Origin of the sequence: Candidatus Aquiluna sp. UB-MaderosW2red (assembly GCF_900100865.1) — a bacterium.
GTDB lineage: Bacteria > Actinomycetota > Actinomycetes > Actinomycetales > Microbacteriaceae > Aquiluna.
This window is the reverse complement of record NZ_LT627734.1, coordinates 1,602,474-1,625,431: the sequence shown is the minus strand read 5'-3', so window position 1 is coordinate 1,625,431 and position 22,958 is coordinate 1,602,474. Positions and strand designations below refer to the sequence as shown.

3 protein-coding genes are annotated in these 22,958 nt (G+C 52.4%); 2 read left to right on the top strand and 1 reads right to left on the bottom strand.

Annotated elements, in window-relative coordinates:
* Positions 1-66: 66 nt before the first annotated feature.
* Together BLP47_RS08160 and BLP47_RS08155 are read left to right on the top strand one after the other, a co-directional pair.
* Entirely contained in the window at positions 67-20,541 is a 20,475-nt protein-coding gene (locus BLP47_RS08160) for a fibronectin type III domain-containing protein (protein WP_249883334.1), read from the top strand.
* Between the two features lie 147 nt (positions 20,542-20,688).
* Positions 20,689-21,564: a thrombospondin type 3 repeat-containing protein gene (locus BLP47_RS08155; protein ID WP_091852642.1), complete on the top strand. Its 876-nt coding sequence runs from the start codon at positions 20,689-20,691 to the stop codon at positions 21,562-21,564.
* A gap of 417 nt (positions 21,565-21,981) precedes the next feature.
* Here the strand turns inward: BLP47_RS08155 and nrdF are convergent, their stop codons facing one another.
* Positions 21,982-22,944: a class 1b ribonucleoside-diphosphate reductase subunit beta gene (gene nrdF / locus BLP47_RS08150; RefSeq protein ID WP_091852639.1), complete on the bottom strand. Its 963-nt coding sequence runs from the start codon at positions 22,942-22,944 to the stop codon at positions 21,982-21,984.
* Positions 22,945-22,958 lie beyond the last annotated feature (14 nt).

Sequence of the window (22,958 nt, the reverse complement as noted above, 5' to 3'; positions counted from 1 at the left end):
GCTGGCACAGCAGCCACGGTGAATATAACTTCCACAGGATCAACCTCAGGGTCATTTGTAAGCGGAGTGTTCAAGACCAACACCTTGGGTGCCGCTAACATTTTGAACACTGACCTGCAAACGGCTTTGACTCAAGGCAGCATCTTGATTGAGAGTGCCGGTGCGATAACCGTTTCGGCCGCCGTAACCAACTCAACCGCAAATAGTAATTTGACTTTGAATTGTGCGGGGTCTGGTGCTTTCACTAATTCGAACGGCGCGATATCCGTTGGAGGAGCATTGAGTGTTGACTGTGCAACTATCACCACTTCAGCGGCTTTAGGTGCGGTTGGCTCTGTTTCTCTTACTTCCGCAGGTGCAGCGTCTGCCCTGACAGTTGGTGGAAACGTGATTGTTACTGGTGCAGGAAATGATTTGACCCTTAAGTCTAAATTCAACATCCTGATCAATAGTGCCACCTTACAAACTGCAGGTACTTCTTCGGGCTCTGGAGGTGGAGTTATTGTCTGGTCAGACAGCGATGGAAACAGCACGGGATTTGTGCAAACAACCAACAGTGTCTGCATAAATACATTTGGTTCCTGCGTAACACCAGTTTCGACAGGTGGCGGCGACATCATTATTGGAGGTGGATCTACCACTGACGCTTCGGGAAGATACCCAACTGGAGGTTCGCAGGCAGGCTCCGCGTCAGGGCAACACGGTGTTAGGCTCGGCTCTGCCCACGCGGCGAACGGCACAAAGATTTGGTCTGGTGGTGGCGACCTTTCTCTCTCCTCGAGCACGGGAACAAGCGCAGGAATTTACGGGCAATACTGGTATGGAGGCACCAGCATAAACGCTGGCAATGGTCAGGTAAGAATCAATAACTTTGCTGGTGCCACGACAACGACTCAAACTTACGGATTGTTTCTGGAATCAATTAATCATCCAATTACAGTCACGTCATCAAAACCAGACGGACAAGCAATTCGGATTATTAGCTCTTTGGCCAACACTGGAGATAGATCTCAGCCAATTCTCTTTTGGGACGGAACAGGATCCATTAGGAAGACAATCTCTGCCACCGGTGGTGGAGACGTCTACATGGAGGGCAATGCCTCTGGAACCGGAGCCAGCACTTACTCTTTTGAAATAAGCAATGCAGACATCCTGGCCTCCGAAGGCGACATAACGCTTAAGGGAAATCGTGGAGCCAATTTTAACTCCCGAGACACGAACACCCTTACCAGTTTTGGAGCCGTTCCCTCAGGCTCGGCAAAGGGCGACATACTGTTTGAAGGTAATCGATTCAAGAACCAGTCAACCGATTGGGGCCTTTTGATAAAAACAGCTGGGTCGCTAACAGTCAGACCCTTAGCTGGAGAGAGTTTTACCGACGCAATTACATTTCCACGATCTGAAGTTTCCCTAATTGGATTATCTGGCTTGACCATTGGCGGGATTGGAAATACGCAAGCAATAACGGCATCAACGCCAAGCGTCAGCTCAACATCTATCGCCGGTGATGTCACATTCAGAGGTGGGGCAGTAACCCTAAACGGAAACATCACAGCCTCTGGAAATATATCGGCCTATGGGGCCGCGATTAGTCAAAGCGGTGCTTTCACATCCACCGAAGGTGACATAACGCTCTCAGGCACTGGCGCCATAAGTACTGGCGCGAGCGCAACAAACACCTCGACAGCTGGAGCAGTGTCAATTACCTCGAGCGGGTCAACAGTTACGACGTCAGGATTAATTTCTGCGAAGACTGGCGTCACTCTAGAAACCACAAGTGCCTCTAGCTCGCTAGCCGTGAATGGCAATGTTACGGTTACTGGGGCTGGTGGAGATCTACTCTTGAAGTCAAAAGTCAATGTCGTCATTGACACCGCAGGGATAAAGCTTCAGACAGCTGGCACTGCCTCTGGGTCTGGCGGCCGAATAATTCTCTGGTCAGACTCTGATGCTTCTGGGCAGGGATATATAACTGTCGATCCGAACGTAACGCTCAACTCAATAGGTGGTGCCACCACTACCTATACCGGTGGTGGAGACATTCACCTTGCAGGCGGTTTGGACAATGGTTCGACAGCCGTTTCACCAGCTTCAGTCAATAACGACGGGCTGCCAGATGGTTGGGCGATCGCTACTGACGGCCAAATGGGTATTTGGTATGGGTTCGGTGCTGCCAGTGGAAACACCAACACCATCCAAAGTGGTGGCGGGGATATTCGTCTTTTTGGAAAGAGCACGACAGCAGTCGATGCTCTTGCCTTTCACTGGACAACCCGCGTTGATTCCGGTTTAGGCCAAATTGAGATTCGAGCTGACTCCGCAGGCTGGGGGCTTCAGCTGAACAGAAGTGGTGACGCCGACACTTACACCAACAAGTCAATCTTTACCTCAAGAAGCAACATTTCGCCTGCTATCGGAATGTACGCAAAGAGCACCGGTGGCGTGGACTACATCGCACTCACTGGATCCTGGGCTGATACTGGCACTGACAACCTCGTGATTCAGTCGGTGGGAGATGGTTCTGTGGAAATTAAGGCAGATGGCCCTGCAAACAATCCTGCGCTTGGACTTACTTCCACGGCAGTTTTGAGTAAGTCGGGAAAAATCACGCTCGATGGAGGAGCTGGAAATGCAGGTATCCATTTCGGTGCTTTGCGATCTGGTCACAGCCAGGGTCAAGTGCATTTAGGAGACTGCGCTGTGGCAACCTGTGCAAATAGTTTGGTCACATCTTCCTCTGCCGATGTTGAGGTAATTGGGAACAGGGTTACAACCTTCCTAACCTTAGGCACCACAGTCTCAAGCTTAGGGGCGCTGAGCATTCTCCCTGCGGCCAACAGCACCGCCTTCACAGATTTCCAGGGACGAACTGCAGGACTCACGCTGGCATCAAAGCTTGGTGGCCTTCAGATAGGAAGGCCGGGCGACACCACAGCTGCAATGACCCTTTCAAAAAACTGGACTATTGCTGGACCAATTAGTGTCCATGCTGGTGACATAGTTGTCGCTAGCAACATCGAGCTCGTGACAACCGACGAAGCCACCTCTCCTATAAGGTTCTTCACCGGCGGCAGTATTTACACCGCTACCGGTGTTGACCTCACCACTACTGGCTCAGACGTCGTTTATTGGACTGCTGTTGACAAGGTTGCTGGAACTAACAGAACGGCTTCCAATATCTACATCGACCCTGGGACCATAACAACTAACGGTGGCAAGATTTGGCTCGCGGGCGGTCGGGATGATGGGGGCCTTGATGCTCTGATCACCACAGATCGGGGTAAGTGGTCCTCGGTGTCAGCACGGGATGGCCTACCCGATGGCTACGCGGTCGGCCAGAATAGCGCTAACTGGGACGAAATGGGCGTTCTAATAAACGCAAACTCGGTTCTGAAATCAGGGGGCGGTGACATCTTTATTGCCGGAGCGGTAGCCCCCGCGGGTGGATACAACCTTGGACACATCGGCATTTTCCCTGGGGTTCAAATCGATTCTGGCACTGGGCGCATTGCGATGTGGGGACGTTCGCTAGGCAGTGCAACCAACCAGGGTATTAGTCTTCACGTTGGGAACAACGGGGCTCCGGCCATAATTTCTTCTGATGCGGCGAGTGCCGATGCTATCTCCCTATACTCTGACTCTTCTGCCGGCGGAGCCTGGAGCAGAGGAATTACGGCTTTATGGTACGCAGCCTGGGACCAGAAGTCTGGGCATCAAGGAGTGCGGATCCTTGCAACCAAATCAGGTGGTGGTATCACACTGTCTGGAATAGGTTCATCTGCCGGCAATGACGGTAGTGGCATCCAAGGACTACGACTTGGCTTTATCGACATTCTCGCAACTGACGGCCCCATTACTTTAAACGGAGCTGCTGGGCCTTCTAGCTGGGCCGTGGGCACATCCTTTGGATGGGAAAACAATTCTCAGGAGGCAGTCCGACTCGGCGCTTGGACTGCTGGCGCAACAAATGCAGTAGGCGGCAATCGTGTGACCACCGCTGGAGGTACTCAGGTTGACTTTGCAACATCCTCCTCTGATGTCACAATCCATTCTGATGCGGTGTGGATGAGGCAATCCGGAAATGGCATGTGGGGTGTTTATGTTGCAACCACTGGAGACTTCAAGATTCTGCCCACCACAATCACCGGCGGACTATTTACTGAATCCGCTAACTTCAAGACAACTCAGAACACCACTGACTGGTCGTTCGGAAAGCTCCAGTTCCCAATTACCCCCGAGAGCATACAAATAGGTCGACCAACCACCACGACACCTATCAGCATCGCTTCAAACCTAGAGGCTCATGGAGCAATCTCGGTCCATGGCAGCGCACTCAATATTCAGGGCAACGTTGAAAGCAAGTCTGGCCGCGGTGACGTGCTATTCAAGTCCAGAAGCAGCATTGCACTCGCCCCAAATAAGAAAATTGAAACCAATGGTTCAAACATAGTCCTCTGGGGTGGATCTGCAGATGGAAACGGCTATGTGCTAATTGATGACGGTGCCTGCGTAAACACAAACGCGTCCTGTGATCCAGCGGTGTCAGTTTCTACCGGAAGCATTTACATGGGTGGCGGATCTGCTGGGACTAGCTACCCAACCGGACCTGTAGTTGATAGCGGTTATCGGGGCGTGAGGCTGGCCACCAGTTCGCTTTCGAGGGTCAAGGTCCTTTCCGGTGGCGGAGACATCGTCATGAGGGGCCAGTCAAATCTTCATGGATTCGAATCTTGGCAAGGGTCAACAATCAAGGCCACAACCGGCAGCATCACCATTGAGGGAACAAGCACAACCGCCGGCAATCAAGGTGTGAGATTCGCTACTAATTCTGGAACAACACTGATTAGTTCTGGAAAAACCTCGGGCACAGCAATCCAGATACTCGGGAAGCAAACCAATCCCGGAACTAACACTCTTTCTAACGCTATTTACATTGGTGACTCTAACTCCACCATCGAGGCAACCGGTGGCGGGGATATTGTCTTCAGCTCCGATGTTGTTTCAGCATTTGATACTCGAAGCGTTGACCTTAGGTCTGCAACAGTGTCGGCCAACGGCGGTGACATTCTGTTTGATGGCGATTTTGCGGATATCATTTCCTCCAACATCACTGGCACAAGCGGGTCTAGCATCCGGATTAAGTCTTCCTCCCATATCGGTCTTGACAGTTCCACCGTTCAAACCTCAGGACCGTCCGGAGCAAAACTGGGCCAAATTTCGCTTTGGACAGACTCTGACGGCGATGACGCCGGGGTCTTCCGCACCAGCAACGCTGTCTGCATTAACACAATCGCATCGTGCTCCGGAACCTCAGAAACTGGCGGAGCCGACATCGTCATTGGCGGCGGCAGTGCAGCTAAGGGCTTCTTCCCCGCAGGAGGCGCGCCATCAACTGCAGGCTCACAAGGAGTGCGGCTAGGAAGTGCCAATGCCGCGAATCAATTCAAGCTTTGGTCTGGTGGCGGCGACATTACCATCCGATCTAAATCTGCTACCAGTACAAACCTCATTCAGGGACAGTATTGGCATGGTGGCACCAACATGAACTCTGGCTCAGGCGCCATTTTGGTTGAAAACATTGCTGGCGCGACCGGGTCTATGCAAAGTCTAGGTATCGACATCCGGGCAGACGGTCACCCAATCTCCGTCGTCTCCACGAAAGCCACCGGTGAAGCAATCAAGTTTGTGAGCGCTTTGGGAACAACGAACGACTATTCAACGGCAATCTTGATTTACAACGGCACAAACACTGTTCGCACCTCAATCTCGGCCACTGGCGGCGGTGATATTGTCATGGAGGGCACAGCAGCTGGGACTGCCAACAACACTTATTCTTTCGATTTCAGCAACGCGGACATTATTGCCACATCAGGAAACATCACGCTCAAGGGCAATCGGGGTCTATGGCTTAACCGACTCGGAAGCGGCTCCTCAAACATTGGTGCGACTGCCGCTGGAAGTGCAACGGGCAACATTTCGATTGAGGGCAATCGTTTCATAACTGACTCAACGCTGCCTGTTAACTTCAAGACCACTGGCAAGCTAACCGTCAAGCCGATGGCAGGCCAATCTTTTATCCATCCAGTGACCTTTCCTGCCACCGGCTACACGCTCACCGGTCTTACTGGCTTGCAGATTGGGGCGGCAGACAACACTGCCAACCTAACGGTTGGCCAGTCAGCAACTGTTGCGGGTCCGATTACATATCAGGGTGGTGTTATCACAGTCAGCAATGCCCTGACGAATAACGGAGCTGGACCAATCTCGCTTACTTCGAGTTCCACAGTTGCGCAAAATGCTGATCTGGCTTCCGGTGTTGGCGGAATTTACATGAAGTCCGTTGGAAAAATCTCTGTAGGTCCAGGGGCATCGGTTGCCGTCCCTAGAAAGCTCTCCACGGCTGGAGGCCCAATCACATTATGGACAACTGCTGACAACGCTGGAGTTGATTTCAGTAACTATGTCTTGATTGAGACAAATGCCAATGAAAGTGATGGTGCAGACATCACTATCGGTGGCGGTTCGGCAGATCCAAATAATTCGGCAAGGCCAGCTGGCAGTACTTTGAGCACTAGCGGAACAGCCTTGCAAATCGGTGGAGTGTCAACCAACGCGGAGAACCTCGTGAGGGTCTACTCAGGAGTTGGGGCCATCAGCATGAAGGCACAAACAACCCACGCGAATGCTGCTTCGTCTGGAATCAACTTAAGTGCCGGTGTGAAGATTGTTGGCAACACCATTGACCTCTTCGGGAAGGCAAAGGGAACTTCAGGTACGGACAACACGGCTTCTGGTATTTTCCACTATGAAGATTTGGCAAGCGCCCAGACGGTCATTGAGGCGACAGCAAGCTACTCGACCCACACCAATGCATTAACCATGACTTCCGTTTTGGAAAATGGAGCCTACGGTTCGATGCTCGGCAACGCAACGGGAGCTCGCTCCGCTCAGATCGCGATCATCACCTCAGGTGACATGGCAGATATGTTGCTGAGCGGTGAAACATTGACTGGCGATTACGGCTTCCAGACAGGCGGCCTGCTGATTGCAACCAAAACAGGAAACGTTGTTATCGATAGCAAGGGCAAAGTAGTCGTTTTCTCCAGAAGTGGCGCCAATAGAAAAGTCGAGTTCAAACCCGTTGCCGGGCCCACGGGAGGAGACCTGACTGTTTACACTTCCGCGGTGGACAGCTTCAGCAATGGCATCATGGAGATTAAAACCGCAGGGGTTGTGTCAATTTTGCCCCCGGTAGGACAGACCTCCTTTGGTGCAGAAACGACATTCCCAATCCCAGGATCAAGTATCGACGTCGGTGGTTTGATTGTCGGCAAAGTTGGAAACACAGCGAACCTGGTCCAGGGTGCAGCGATTAAGTCAAGCGGCGACGTTAGGTACTTCGGTGGCGCCCAAACGGCTAACTTGGCAATCACGACATCAAACTCGGGCAACATAGAGTTCTATCCAACAACCTCGTTCACAAAGAGCACACCCAGTTTTAATGCATCTGGTTCGATTTTGATTGGAAAATCTTCATCTCCGGCCTCCTCCGTAACGTTGAGCACATCGACTTTGACGGCAGGGGCAAGTGTGGAGGTCTTTAGCTCTGGAACTATCACTCAGACAGCCGCCTTAGCAGCAAGCTCTGGAATCCAGCTTGAGTCCGGCACAGATGTGTTGGTGCAGGCCAACATTGGCTCGGGAGTTGGCCCAGCGCTTATTAAGGCCAAAAGGCACATTGTCACAGCGGCCGGAACCTCTGTATCACCGCTAACTATTAGTTCTCTGGGTCAAAACATTACATTCCAAGCGGACTCAGATGGCAACGAATTCGGTCATGCCCAGATCAAGAACTTCAATCGCCTGGACACGGGCACTGGTGGTGGAGACATCCTGATTTCAGGCGGAACTGATCCGGCGTCAGGTTTTGCGACATCAAATAATGACGGAACGGGGAACATATTTGGTGGCGTTACTTTAGCGACCACAGTTGATGGAACCAATCCCTACTTCTCGAATGGCATTCGTATTACAGCCGGGACTGGTGACGTGACAATACGAGGCTGGAGTAAGGGAGAGCAGTATGGCCGCGGTGTAATTGTACCCCTAAGTAATGATGCAGCTAATCCAACGGTTATATCCGGGCGTGACATTTCACTTGTAGGGAAGTCCACCGGTGCTTCTTCGTGGTACGGCATTGAGCTCGGAAAAACTTCAGGAAACCAGGCGGCACAAACTACTCAAAACTCAATAACTGCGACTCGAATATTGTCTCTCTTGGGTACATCAGATGTTTACGATGGCATTGTTCTCGTTGGCAATACAAAACTGTCCGGTGGGACAATGTCTCTGGAGGGAACTGGCCCGAGATACCCTGTGATGATCTCGCTTGCCCAGTCTGCCATCGATGCTGGTTCAGGTGGAGTTTCAATACTCGGAGTGAAGTCCTCCGCCAGTGCTGGAGACCTGACCTTAGCTGCGAGCTCTTTCCTTTCTTCCGGGCTTGTATCAATCGAACTCCGACGAGCCTCATCTAACGCTGTTCTAGATATCACTGGTGGGATTGATTCATCTTCGTCGAATTCCAACATCGAGATAACGTCTGATTTTCTAAATCTAGGAGCATCCATAAACGCAGGAACCGCAAGGGTCACCATCGAGCCTTTGGCCCCAAGCCAAGCAATCACTCTGGGAAGTGAAGTGGCAGGCACCTTGGCGCTCTCAACAACCGAATTGCAACGTATTTCCGCCGGAACCTTGGCTTTCAATACTGATGGCAACATTAACGTCTCTGCCAGCCAAAACTTCACAGGTAAAGTTTCTACCCTTGCCCTCAGAGCTGGCGGCAACGTGAATGGCTCAGCAGGAGTCGGCATCACCGTTGCAAACCTAGGCATCGACGCTGGCGGAACCATCAACTTCCCAGGCAATCAATCAGCATCAGTTATCGCCTTGAATGCCTCAACAGTCTCTTATAACCAGTCGGCCAACTACTCAGTTGCAACTGTTGATTCAATTGATCCTGAGTTTGGCTACGGCTTGAAGATGGCAGTTTCAAACGTGCCGGTAACTGGAACTGTCGATGCTTTTATGGCCGTTACTTTCAACCCGCCACCAACTGTCACCATTAGAGATAAGTTCGGCAACACACTTGCAACCAACAACTCCTCAGCTGGGGACTACACGGTGTCAACAGCTTTCACTGTCGCAACAACAACCTCTGGCACCCCGGTTATTTCGGGCGCAACGGCAACTCGCTCGGGTGGCACGTTCACCTTCTCCGACCTAAAGGTCGTTGACGGCACTGGTACAGGAACATTCACTTTCAGCGCGACTCGAAACGGCACATCACTTTCTCAGAACTCTGAATTAGTTGATGGAGAGGCATTTACCGCTCAATCAACCACCACTTTCACCTCTGCCAGCTACAACATTCAAGCGGGCGAGCCCGCATCAATTGCGCTTTCATTTGCCAGCACTTCAGCTCAAGCGGGCAAAACAGGCCTAGCACCTACTGCCACCCTGAAAGATGTCGGCGGTAACACCATTGCTTCTGGCCCTCACGCTAACGCGGCAATCACTATCTCAATTGCCGGGCTAGATGGCATCATCGTTTCGGGTGCAACTGCGACCACAGTTAATGGTGTTGCAAGCTTCCCGAACCTGGTTCTTGGTGGCAAGGTCAACACCGACTACACCCTCACCTTTTCTGTCACCTTCCAGAACACAAACACACCGCCGCAGTCAGTCACAGTTACTGAGGATGAGGTTGTCACACTTACCTTCGGAGATGCCAGCAAGGTGACACTCGGTGCAGCTACCCAAACAGTTGCCAACCGATCCAATCTGGCAAATATCGTTGCCACCATTCGGGACGCTTACGACAACGTCGTGACAGATTCGACCGCATCCGTTGCTCTTACCTTTGGCACGGGATCGACCCTTGCACAATCGCCGGTAGTCACTGACTACAGTGCGCAGAACGCCTCCTCAGGCGTTGCAACCTTCAGCGGTGTTTCACTTGCTGCAACGGTAGACAGCTACACGGTAACTGCTAGCTCGAGCACGCTAGCGACTGCAAGCCAGGTGGTCACAGTTACCCACGGTCAAGCACACACAATAACCTTGACCGCTCCCGCGACCGCAACCAATGATGTTGTCTTTGGAACTCAGCCAGTCGTGCGGATCTTTGACCAAGAGGGAAACTTGGTCACCACAGGGGACCAGTCAACCCAGACCGTTACCCTCTCGGCAACCGAAGCCACTCTTGGTGGAACAGTCTCTATGCCTGCAGTTGCCGGTGAAGCAGACTTCACGGGAAAGTTAGTAAAACTAACCGGAACCATCGGTTCTATCACCCTCAAAGCCGCCATCGCATCACCAAACGTGATTGAGGAGACTGAGACCATAACCGTTGGTTTTGGTTCAGCAACAAAGCTTTCCATTACCCAGGCTGCCTCAGGCTTTGTCAACCGCACCGACTTCACTGCTCAGCCCAAGGTCACAGTTCAGGATATCTCTGGAAACACGGTTCAAAACTTCGTGGGCACCATCAGCCTCGGTATTGGCTCGGGCGCGATCATCACCGGATCTCCTTCAATCACCTTGGCATCTCCAAATTCAGGTGTCGCTACTTTCTCAGGTTTGGGTCTGCAGGGCACCATCGGCAGCTACACGATAACCGCTAGCTCTTTGAACCTAACTTCAGCTACTCAAACTGGTGTTGCCCTTACTCACGGAGCTGCAGCCAAGGTGGTTGTTACCGCTCCGGCTAATGCCCAAAGCAATGTCGTCTTTGGAACCCAGCCTGTCGCACGGATTCTGGATGCGGACGACAACCTTGTCACCACCGAATCTGAATCCACTCAGGTTGTTACCCTCACTGCGACAGGCGCTACCCTGAGCGGCAACAACGCCCAATTGCTTTCAATGGCAGCGGTTGCCGGTGAAGCTAACTTCACTGGCAAGGGTCTCAAGCTTGAGGGCGAACTTGGCACTAAGACTTTGACTGCCACGATTTCATCCCCATCCCCGATTAGCGGAAATGCATCCATTGAGCTTGGTTTCGGCGAGGCGGTAAAGCTAGCCATCACCCAAGCTGCTGCAGGCTTTGTAAACCGAACCAACTTCACCACTCAGCCCAAGGTGACAGTCCAAGATGTTTCGGGCAACACCGTCACCAACTTCACCGGTGAAGTTGAACTTTCGATTGGCTCAGGCGCAATCATCACCGGCGACATTGATCTGACCTTGGTTGCGGGCGACTTGGGTGTTGCAACCTTCTCAGGTTTGGGTCTGCAGGGCACCATCGGCAGCTACACAATCACCGCTAGCTCCCAGGACCTCACTTCAGCAACCCAAACTCCTGTTGCTCTTACTCACGGAGATGCAACATCGGTTGCCCTAACCATCCCTGCAACTGTCACCAACGATGCAGTCTTTGGAGTTCAACCTCAGGCAAGGATCCTGGATGCTGATGGCAACCTAGTTTCAACAGGAACTCAATCAACCCAGGATGTTGTCTTGAGTTCTTCAAACGCAACTATCTCTGGCACCTTGACCCAGCCTGCCCTTGGAGGTGTTGCTGACTTCACTGGCATCAAGCTCACGTCAACCATTGGCTCAAGAAGTGTCACTGCAACTATCTCTGACCCAAGCGCCGCTGACACTGAAGCCACCACAGTTACATTCGGTTCGGCAACCAAGCTCGCAATCACCCATGCTGCCGCAGGCTTTGTCAACCGCACCAACTTCTCGACCCAGCCCAAGGTCACAGTCCAAGACATCTCCGGCAACACTGTTACTAACTTCACAGGAGATGTTGCACTTTCAATTGGCTCCGGCGCAAGCATCACAGGCGACATTGATCTGACTTTGGTCGCTGGTGACTTAGGTGTTGCAACCTTCTCGGGTCTTGGTATTCAGGGAACCATCGGCAGCTACACAATCACTGCATCGTCAGCCGGCCGCACCTCCGCCACCCAAGACATCACATTGACTCACGGCGCTGCCCACTCAGTAGTTCTCACTTCACCTTCAACTGTCACTAACAACACTGTCTTTGCCACTCAGCCATCAGTTGAGATACTGGACCGGGACCTAAACCGAGTCACCGATGGAACCCAGTCCACCCAAACCGTGACGATTAGTTCAACAGCTGATCTTTCTGGCACAGTATCAATGCCTGCGGTTGCTGGAATCGCAAACTTCTCGGGCAAAGGCCTAAAGCTCACCGACACCATCGGCAGCTACACCATCACCGCGACTATCACTTCGCCTGAAGCAATTGAAGACGAAAACAACATCTCTATCAGCTTCGGGACCGCAACCAAACTTGCCATCACCACACCCGCTGCAGGTTTTGTGAACAGAACCAACTTCTCGACCCAGCCCAAGGTCACAGTCCAAGACATCTCCGGCAACACTGTTACTAACTTCACAGGAGATGTTGCACTTTCAATTGGCTCCGGCGCAAGCATCACAGGCGACATTGATCTGACTTTGGTCGCTGGTGACTTAGGTGTTGCAACCTTCTCGGGTCTTGGTATTCAGGGAACCATCGGCAGCTACACAATCACTGCATCGTCAGCCGGCCGCACCTCCGCCACCCAAGACATCACATTGCTTCACGGAGCCGCCCACTCAGTAGTTCTGACATCCCCTGCGACTGTCACCAACGACACTGTCTTTGCCACTCAGCCATCAGTTGAGATACTGGACCGGGACCTAAACCGAGTCACCGATGGAACCCAGTCCACCCAAACCGTGACGATTAGTTCAACAGCTGATCTTTCTGGCACAGTATCAATGCCTGCGGTTGCTGGAATCGCAAACTTCTCGGGCAAAGGCCTAAAGCTCACCGACACCATCGGCAGCTACACCATCACCGCGACTATCACTTCGCCTGAAGCAATTGAAGACGAAAACAACATCTCTATCAGCTTCGGGACCGCAACCAAACTTGCCATCACCACACCCGCTGCTGGTTTTGTGAACAGAACCAACTTCTCGACCCAGCCCAAGGTCACAGTCCAAGACATCTCCGGCAACACTGTTACTAACTTCACAGGAGATGTTGCACTTTCAATTGCACCACCTGCTGGTCAGACCCGGGTCGCCTTGATCACTGGCATCACAACCCTTACCCTGACTGCAGCCAACGAGGGTGTTGCTAACTTCTCAGGCCTTGGTCTTCAAGGAACTGTTGGTGATTACACAATCACTGCATCGTCAGCCGGCCGCACCTCCGCAACCCAAGACATCACCTTGCTTCACGGAGCTGCCGTGAAGCTGTCAGTTGCTAGGGCAACAGCTGGAGTGAGGGCTGGTATTGACTTTGTTACCCAGCCTCAAATTGAAGTTTTGGACCAAGACGACAACCGTGTCACAACGGGCACGGCCGCCTCCTTGAATGTGATTGCGTCGATCTCTGGCTCTGGAGCGACCATCAGCGGCACATTGACTGGTCAAGCCTCAGTAGGCCTTGCTACTTTTGAAACCTTGCGTGTATCTGGCACTGCAGCCGGGTATCAGTTGAACTACCAGGTGTTTGGTCCAGCGGAGCTGACATCGCTCACGGCTGCCCAAGAGTCGGTTACCTTGTTGGCAGGTAATCCATACGACCTCTTGGTCACGGAGCAACCGGCGGCAATCATCGCTGGTGAAGACTTTGCACTTGATATAAAAGTATCCATTCGTGACCAATGGCTAAACACTGTTCTTTCTGACAGCACGTCAACCATTAAGCCCACCCTTGTTGCCACAGATGGCACAACCGTGATTGACAGCAGCAAGGCTGCTGTTGCTGCCACTGCCGGTGTAGTCACATTTGAAGACATGACCTTCACCTCCGCAGGTAATCGCAAGGTCTTATTTGCACTCGGTGGCATCAGCGAATTGAGCGACACCTTCACAATCACTCACGCAGCTGCGTCTCAGATTGTTTGGCTATCAAGTGAGCCAACCGCAATGCGCAACGAGATCAGCATTAGCCCTGCGCCAAGTTTTGAGATTCGGGACCAGTTCGGCAATCCTGCGACAACCGGTCCAAGATTTGCAGTCACAGCAACTGTGATTAGCTCAAACAGCGCCAATGTCTTGGCAACAGCCAACACCTCGCAGACTCTGGCCAACAACTCTGCAAACGTTGTGTTTGCAGGCCTAGTGCTAAAGGCCCCTGCAGCCAGTTACCAGTTGCGCTTCACTGCAACCTCTGGTGCAACAAGCTTCAGTGTAGTTTCGGCTGCAATTCCCCTGACCTTCGGTTCGCCAACTCAGCTTGCAATCACCACCCCGGCAACTGTTGCCAGAGCGGGATTGGCATTTGGCGGTCAGCCGATTATTGAGATCCGTGACAGTGCTGCAAACCTCGTGTCCGATAGCCAGCTAGTTGTCACTGCAAGTGTTGCAGGCAGGGACTTGGTTGGCTTGCCAACCAAGGGTGCCGTCAACGGTGTTGCAAACTTCACGGCCTCGGGTCTTGGGATTAGCGGTGCGGCCGCTGAGGGTCTGACACTTGTGTTTAGCACTGAATACCCAACTGGCACATTTATCACCAAGAGCCAAGAGATAGACGTAACAGCTGGTCAGGCCACCTTGTTCAGAATTGTTCAGAATCCGACGAACCTTATCACAAGACAAACTTTCTCTCCTGTTGTGGAGATCGAGCTTTGGGACCAGTTCGCCAACAAGGTCGAGACCGACAGCAGCTCGCAAGTATTGGTCAGGCTGTTCACCAACACTGACTCCCTTGCTCTTGCAACCACAGGCCAACCCCCAGTCACGACCATCTCCGCAACTGCCAACGCCGGCGTGGTGCTATTCACAGGGCTCGGTTACGCAGTTGCACCTGGTGTGGATTACTACCTAGAGGTAGACCTCAACGGCTATGAGCAGAACTCAAATGACTTTGAGGTTTTGCCTGGTGTTGCAACATCGATCGCTATTGACACACAGCCGAGTACCCTCACCGGGTCTGTTTTGACAAAGACCGGTGAGCTGTTGGCTGCCCAGCCTCGGGTCTCTGTATTTGACCAGGATGGTTATCTAGCAACTACAACCGCTGGCACAGTCACAGTTTCGGCCACTAATACGGGCTCTTTGTCCGAAGGCGTCACCACTGCCTTGCTGGAAAATGGCTCTGCTCAGTTCGCTGGAGTCAAGTTGTTTGGAACTCCGGCCCAAAACGGCAACCCAGCACTGAACCACGAGTTGGTGTTTAGTTTTGGTTCTGCAACCGTTACTTCACAGTCACTAAATGTGACCCACAACGATGCGTTCCAGCTTTCCTTGTTGCAGCCTGCTGCGGATGGTCGAGCATCAGAGCCTTTTGAACAGCAGCCGATCATCGAGATTCGCGACCGCTACAACAACCGCGTGGAAACCGGCGCTGGAGCCACCCTGCCGGTGCGTGTTGGCACCTCAGGTGGCGCTGTTTCAGGTGCGAATAAGAATGCGGTTGCAGGTCGCGCGACCTTCACCGGTTTGAGCCAGGGTGGAACAGTTGGCACCAACTACACCCTGACTTTTGAGGTTCCAGAGGCGCCAAATGTGGCCACGACTTTGCAGCAAAACGTTCAGGTCAGCTACGGCTTTGCTGCAGGCCTGAGGCTTGCCCAGGCGCCACTATCGATCGCCTCAGGTCAGTTAACTAAGACTGGCGACGACTTAGCAACCCAGCCGGTGATTGAGGTCGTGGACAACTGGCAAAACGTGGTTCTTGATTCAAGTGCAACTGTTACCGCAAGCCTCTTGGCAACACTTGATGCGAGAGACCGACTCGTCTCTGCTTCAAAGCAAGCGGTAAATGGAGTTGCAACATTTAGCGGACTAGCAATGGTTGTAAGGCCACTGCAAGATTATGCTCTCAAGTTCAACTCCGGTTCTTTGCAGTTTGCTCAAAGTGCAGCGCTTCAAGTGCGCCACGGCGATGCCACGCAACTGGAGATCACAACCCAGCCCGTTACCTACATTTCAGATGGTGTCATAACCAAGACCGGTGACAGGCTGGAACAGACTCCGATTGTCAGGGCTTTGGACTTTGACGGTAATCCTGCGACTGAGCTAAACGGTGACATCGTCACCGCGACCGTTACAACCGGTGACGGTCAGGCCGATGTCGCAGTTCATCAAAACACCCTGCAGCACAACCAGGCAGTTTTTATAAACGGAATTGCTCAACTGCAAAACCTGAGAGTGATTGCGCTGCCTCAGGTCGACCAGAAGCTCACCTTCACGAGCCAGCTCACGAGCCCTCAGGTGACAATCACCTCACCGGAGTCCTCGGCCTTCAAGCTGACCTTCAATGATCCTTACTCCGTTGCTGTTGTGACAAAGCCTTGTGCGGGGGTTGAGGTCGCATCTGTTTGTCAAGCCGGTATAACCGGAAACAACCTGCTGCAACAGCCTGTTGTTGAGATCAGGGACCGCTTCCAAAACCGGGTCACCAACTATGTCGGCACTGTCGAGGTTGCAACATCATCTGTTGGTTCAAGCATTCTGGTTTCAGGTGTTGCAAACCCCGCAGCTCAGGTTGCACCAGTCAGCAATGGACTTGCAAGTTTTGAGTACCTTGGTGTTGTGGCAACCCCCGGTGCCACAACGCAGTTTGTCTTTAGCTCAGGAACGCTCTTTTCTGCAACTTCCCAAAGCTTTGATGTTCTCGCCGCTGAGGCGGCAAAGCTCGTCATGGCCACTCAGCCAGTGGGTGCAAGAACCGGTGACTTATTGCCCACCCAACCTGTTGTCCATGTTCTTGACAGGTTCAACAACCGCGTTCTTTCAGACTCCTCTACCGTGGTTTCGATTCAAATTGATTCCGGTAGTGGGGGCACGCTAACAGCAGCTGCCCCCGCAACACTCTCGGCCACTTCCGTCCAGGGAGCTGCGACATTTGCAGGTTTGAGCGTTAGCGGCACACCGCTTGCCATCTACACACTTGGCTTTAGTGCTGAAGGTTTGACTCCTGCCACATCTGCTGCTTTTAGTGTCACCAATGGTTTGGCAAATGGCTTTGCATACCTGCAAGATCCTGCCGCCTCCAAGACTGGAGATCTACTAACCACAATGCCGGAGCTTGAGCTGCTGGATGCCGAGGGTAACCGGGCAGTTGATGACTCAACCACGGTTGTAGCGGTCAGCTTCGCGGTTACCGACGGCAACGCGAGATTCGTCAACTCACTTGATGAGACCGTCACTCCTTCGATGGTGGTTTCAGAAGGTGTCGCTAGCTTCACTGGCTTGCGAGTTGTTGGCACACCAGGGTTTGAATACAAGCTCCTGTTTACTGCGACTCCAGTTACTGGGCCTAGCTATACAGCCGCAGCATCGGCCGCCTTCTCGCTGATCGCTGCCAACCCCTACCAACTTGTCTTGACTCAGGATTCAACCGGTGGTCTTGTTGGTGAGGTGCTGACTGGTCAGCCGGTGCTGCAGGTCAAGGACCGCTTCAACAACAACGTTGACTGGGACAACCAGTCGGTTGTGACCGCAGCGGTATTCAACGATGTTTCGGGTTCTGTTGTTTCTGGTGGCAGCACAACTGCTAATCAGGGTGTGGTGACCTTTAGCAACATTGCGGTTACTGGTTCACCAGGCGCGGTCTACAAGCTCCGATTCAGTAGCTCTCACCTTGGCTATGCATTCAGTGTTGATGAGACCGTTGGCTACACGCTTTCAAAGACAGCGGCGATTAGCATTCGCTATCAAGCAAGGAGCTTTGTCAATGGCGAAATAGTCACGCCAACCTTTGCTACCGACTCACCCGCAACACCTAGATACACGACCTCATCACTATCGAGTATTTGTGAGCTGGTTCTTGATCCACAAACCAACGAACCAAATGGTCAAGTGTTTGTTCGCGGTGTTGGTGACTGTGTGGTTACTGTCACAGTTCCTGGGGTTCCGTTCTACTTTGCGAATACCGCCACAGCAACGTTGTCAATCTCCAAGGCTCAGCAAAAGGCTCTCGTTATCACGAGTGCAAATAACCTTGACTTTTGGAGCACCATGACCCCGGCTGCAGCCGGCGGCTCTGGAACTGGCCAGCTTTCGTTCTTGGTTCAAGGCGATTGCCGCATCATCGGCACCACCTTGATTCCAGGTCAAGCCGGTAGCTTCTGTGAGGTCACCGCGCGCAAGTTGGGAGATAACAATTACCTGATTGCGTACTCTGACCCGATGGTTTTGACAATCAACAAGATCTTGCAAAACCCACTTCGTATGGCTAGTGCGACCAGTGCAAACATGATCGATATCACCCTGTTCACATCAGGTGGTTCTGGTGATGGATTGGTCACCTTTGCGGTCACCACTAACGATTCTCTTTGCAGAATTGTCGACGGTAATAAGCTGCGTGCAAATGCCACCGGTAGCTGTGGTGTGAGTGCAACAAAGTTGACCTCAACAAACTACCTGGTTGCCATTTCTCCAGAGCAAACGGTGACCTTCACTAAGGCTGACCAGAGGGTCAACTTCACATCTGTGATACCCGCAACGCCTTTGCCTCAGCAGCTCTTCACCCCAGTTGCGGTTGCAAGTAGTGGCTTGGCTGTCCAGTACACAATCACCTCGGGGCTTGGAATAATTTGCGCCTGGGACACTGACCCAACCAAGGTCAAGTTCTTGGCCTCAGGTGTCTGTGATATCACTGCAACACAAGCTGGTGATGGTCAGTTCATGCAAGCCTCTGCGGTGCAGCGAATCGTTGTGAGTGCAAGAAACCAGACCATTGCCTTTAGCCCAATTGCACAAAAGACCTATGGTGACCCAGGATTCTTCGCAGCTGCCACCGCATCCTCTGGTTTGCAAGTTCAATACAGCGTGACGAATATTGTGGGCGCTCCAAAGTGTGCTGTCAACACTCGGGGCTTCATCACGCTCTTGGCTGCCGGAGGCTGTGAGATCACAGCCTCGCAGCCGGGTAACCTCGAGTACCTTGCTGCCACAAGTGTCCGCCAAATGTTTGTGATCTCAGCTGATCTAGCCGGTGCTCCGCACCTGGTTTCAATCTCCGCGGGCAAGCAAAACATCACCGCGTCGTTTAACCCACCTGGCTACAACGGTGGCGCAACCATCACCGCTTACCGAATGGTGGTCACAAACGCTGATGGTGACAACTTCATCAACGCGGGCTGTGTTGTTTCGGCAGCACCTATTAACTGCACCCTGGTTGGTCTGCCTATTGATACCTACACCGTCAAAGTCGCAGCAATTACTGTCGCCGGTATCGGTGTCTACTCAGAGAGCTCCTTGCCAATTAGAACCTCAAACGCTCCGCTTGGTGTGACCAACCTGGCAGCAGCCCCAAGTCCTAACACCTTGACTTTGAACTGGGACGAGCCAACCGCTTTTGATGGCAACTTTGAGGGCTATGAGGTCTATGTCTGGCCACTGGGCGGCGATGAGCCAGCAACACCCACCGCAACTTCAATGAGCACCTCGGCAAGCTTTAGCACCTCTATCGTTCAGGCACAGAGTTTCAGAACATCTGTTTTCCGCGCGATGACAGCACCAACCGCTATCGACTACTCGCCTGCCTATGAGTTCAAGGTTGTCACTATCACCTCAGAGTCACAGACTGAGGGCGAAGAGAACACCACGGTTGGTATGCAGCAGAGCCTGACAACACCATCAGCACCAACCAGGTTGCAGCTAGTCGAGCTCGAGGGCGAGCTAGTTCTTGGTTGGTCAGAGCCAGTATTCAATGGTGGTTCTAGCCTTCTCGGCTACAAAGTATTGGTGAATGGTGCTGAGCCAGCTGACTGCCCTGCAAGTGCTGACAGGCTATGTGAATACACCGAGGTTCTACCTGGGCAAACCTATGAGTTTGCGGTCTCTGCGGAGAACGGACTTGGTTTTGGTCAGGTTGCCACCTACTCAATAACTATCCCTGCACCGCCACAAACCAACTCGAGCTTTGATGGTCCAATGATCACAAAGGTGACCCCAAACCCAGCCAGACCCGGTTCCACCGTCAAGGGAATTGGTGTGAAGCTTGGAACCGTCACCAAGATCGAAATTGCTGGTCGCGAGATGCAGTTCAGTGCAACGCAGGACAGCATCACCTTTATTCTGCCTGCAAACATTGCCGACGGCGTATACGACCTAGTGCTGCACTCAAGCTATGGCCGCCTAACAATCCAAGAAGCACTCACGGTTAGCGCAATTGCAGTTGTAGTCACTGACCCAGAAACCCAGCCAGAAACCGATCCTGACTCAGGCTCTGGTTCTGGGATCGGATCTGGAGATTCTGGTACTGAAGGCTCTGGTTCTAACGGCTCAGGCTCTAGCAACTCCGGCACTGACGGTTCAAACGGTGACGGTTCTGCAGGCGATCCAGATGGAAGTGTTACTAAGCCTGATGAAGGTAGTGACTCTGGGGTCTCAGGTCCAGAATCAGAGCCGGGCTCAGGGGGTTCAGATTCCGGTGAGGAGCGTCAAGGCACTGACTTTGCCTGGCTCTGGATAGCACTAATTTTGATCGCGCTTGCTTTGGTCATTTTTGTCCGCGCAAGAAAGCGTTCTGAGCGAATAGCCGGCTAGCCGAGACGGCTCTCATCAGCGCCACAATTTACTCTAAAAACTTCGGTTAACCGAACGCTCTTCGATGCCCGATTTTGGGCTCCTTTAGATTTATCACAGTTCAATTGGGCGATTCATACCCAAAGGAGGGCAGTTGCGTATCCAGAGATGGATCAGGCGCCAAGGAAAGAGCCTTGCAGGCCTGATTTTGCCATTCTCTCCAGGAGCACCACCTACACCGTCGCAGTCGAGGCAGTGAACGAGATTGGTGCACGCCAGCGTAATGTGAAGACCTTCACTACTCCTGAAGCCCCAAACCCCCAGACCGGGGTCAACTACCAGTACCCAGGTCCAATTTTGGCTAAGTTCAACCCAACCACTGCTGCCACCGGTCAGATTGTGACCGTTACTGGCTTGAAACTCAACATGATTGATCGTATGCAGATGGGCGGAAAGGAAGTTGAGTTTGTAATCTACTCGGCAACCGAGCTTGCCATGAAGATTCCATTTGGCCTAGCCGATGGCAGATACGATGTCGTTGTTTATTCCGAATTTGGAAAGCTGAACGTTCAGGATGCCCTGCGAGTTGCAGGTAGTCCAGTAAACGAGGACCTAGTTCACCAACCGGTCGAACCAGGCCAACCTTCGCTTCCTGGAGACCAAGATGGCGATAGGGTCCCTGACAACCTAGATGCGGATATTGACGGTGATGGGCGTCCGAATGCCGTTGACCCAGACATCGACGGCGATGGGCGTCCGAATGCCGTTGACCCAGACATCGACGGCGATGGCATCCCGAATGACTACGATCCAAATCCGGTCTCACCAAATGCGCCGGAGGATGCCCTGGACACTCCTCGCGATGACGGAACAGACTCATCAGTTGACGAAGATTTGCCTGCTACGGCTGAGAATTCTGGAGGTATCAACTGGCTACTGATTGTTGGCTTTTTGGCTTTATCTCTGACATTTGGTGCGGCTCTCACCATCGTGATGCGGAAGCGCAAGATCGTTTCAGTTGTCACGGATAGCACGCTCGCCTAGTCGCTCAGGGCTAATGGGATTCGTGCTGTGCAAACCCAAAACTTCGACGGTTCAGTGCTTCTGTCATGACTAGACTCCTAGACTTCCTGAGAGCTTTTCAATCCACATTCTCCAGCTACTGAGGACTCAGGCGAAGAGCTAATCAGAAATGTTGCAAACCTTGACGAAACGCTGGCCTGGCATTCACGCTAATTGGAACAAGAATTCGGCCCTAAGAGTATTGCCTTTGGCAAGCCCCTTCTACAGTGATTCTTAAATTCCCCAGTTTTGCTGCGACAAAAAATTCATCGTCCATGTTCAGGTGCAGAAAATGCCGGGCAAATTATCTTTGCCCGGCATTTTTTGATAAAGCTTTAGCTAGTGCTTGGTGCCACAGCCGCAGCTGTCTTTAGAGCAATTGCAATCCATGATTCCTCCTTAGAAGTCCCAGTCGTCGTCAGTGGTTGATTCGTGCTTACCTATGACGTATGAAGAGCCGGAGCCAGAGAAGAAGTCGTGGTTCTCATCGCTGGATGGGCTGAGCGAGCTCAAGATGGCAGGGGAGACCTGGCAGTCGTCCTTAGGGAACAGAGGGTCAAACCCTAGGTTCATGAGTGCTTTATTGGCGTTGTAATGCAAGAACTGCTTCACATCGTGAGTTAGACCGATTTCATCGTAAAGATCTGCGGTGTATTTCATCTCGTTCTCGTATAGCTCAAGCAGTAGGTCGTAGGTATAAGCCTTTAGCTCATCCTTGCGCGCCTGCGACTGCTCGTTATAACCAAGCTGAAACTTATATCCGATGTAGTAACCGTGGATCGCCTCATCGCGAATGATTAGGCGAATTAGGTCTGCGGTGTTGGTGAGCTTGGCCCTTGAGGACCAATACATTGGCAAATAGAACCCGGAGTAGAACAAGAAGGATTCCAGCAAGGTGGAAGCAACCTTGCGCTTTAGCGGGTCATCTCCTCGGTAGTAACCGAGGATGATTTCTGCCTTTTTCTGCAAATAAGGGTTGTCTTCTGACCAGCGGAAGGCCTCATCAATCTCGGCTGTGGAAACCAAGGTGGAGAACACGCTCGAGTAGCTCTTGGCGTGTACGGACTCCATGAAAGCAATGTTGGTGATTACAGCCTCTTCGTGCTGGGTGCGAGCATCCGGCATCAAGCTCATCGAACCAACGGTGCCCTGAATCGTGTCGAGCATGGTTAGCCCGGTGAACACGTGAAGGGTTAGCTTCTGCTCGTGGGGACGCAAGGTCTCCCAGGACTGAATGTCGTTCGAGATGGGGACCTTCTCGGGCAGCCAAAAGTTCTGGGTGAGACGGTTCCAAACATCCAGGTCAACCGAATCTTCGATTCGGTTCCAGTTGACGGGGCGGGTTACAAGTTTTGTCTTCATTTGATTTCCTTCTT

Bases quoted from the DNA above. Each gene is read 5' to 3' on its own strand.
- BLP47_RS08155 (WP_091852642.1), top strand. From the start codon at position 20,689: ATGGATCAGGCGCCAAGGAAAGAGCCTTGCAGGCCTGATTTTGCCATT.
- nrdF (WP_091852639.1), bottom strand. From the start codon at position 22,944: ATGAAGACAAAACTTGTAACCCGCCCCGTCAACTGGAACCGAATCGAA.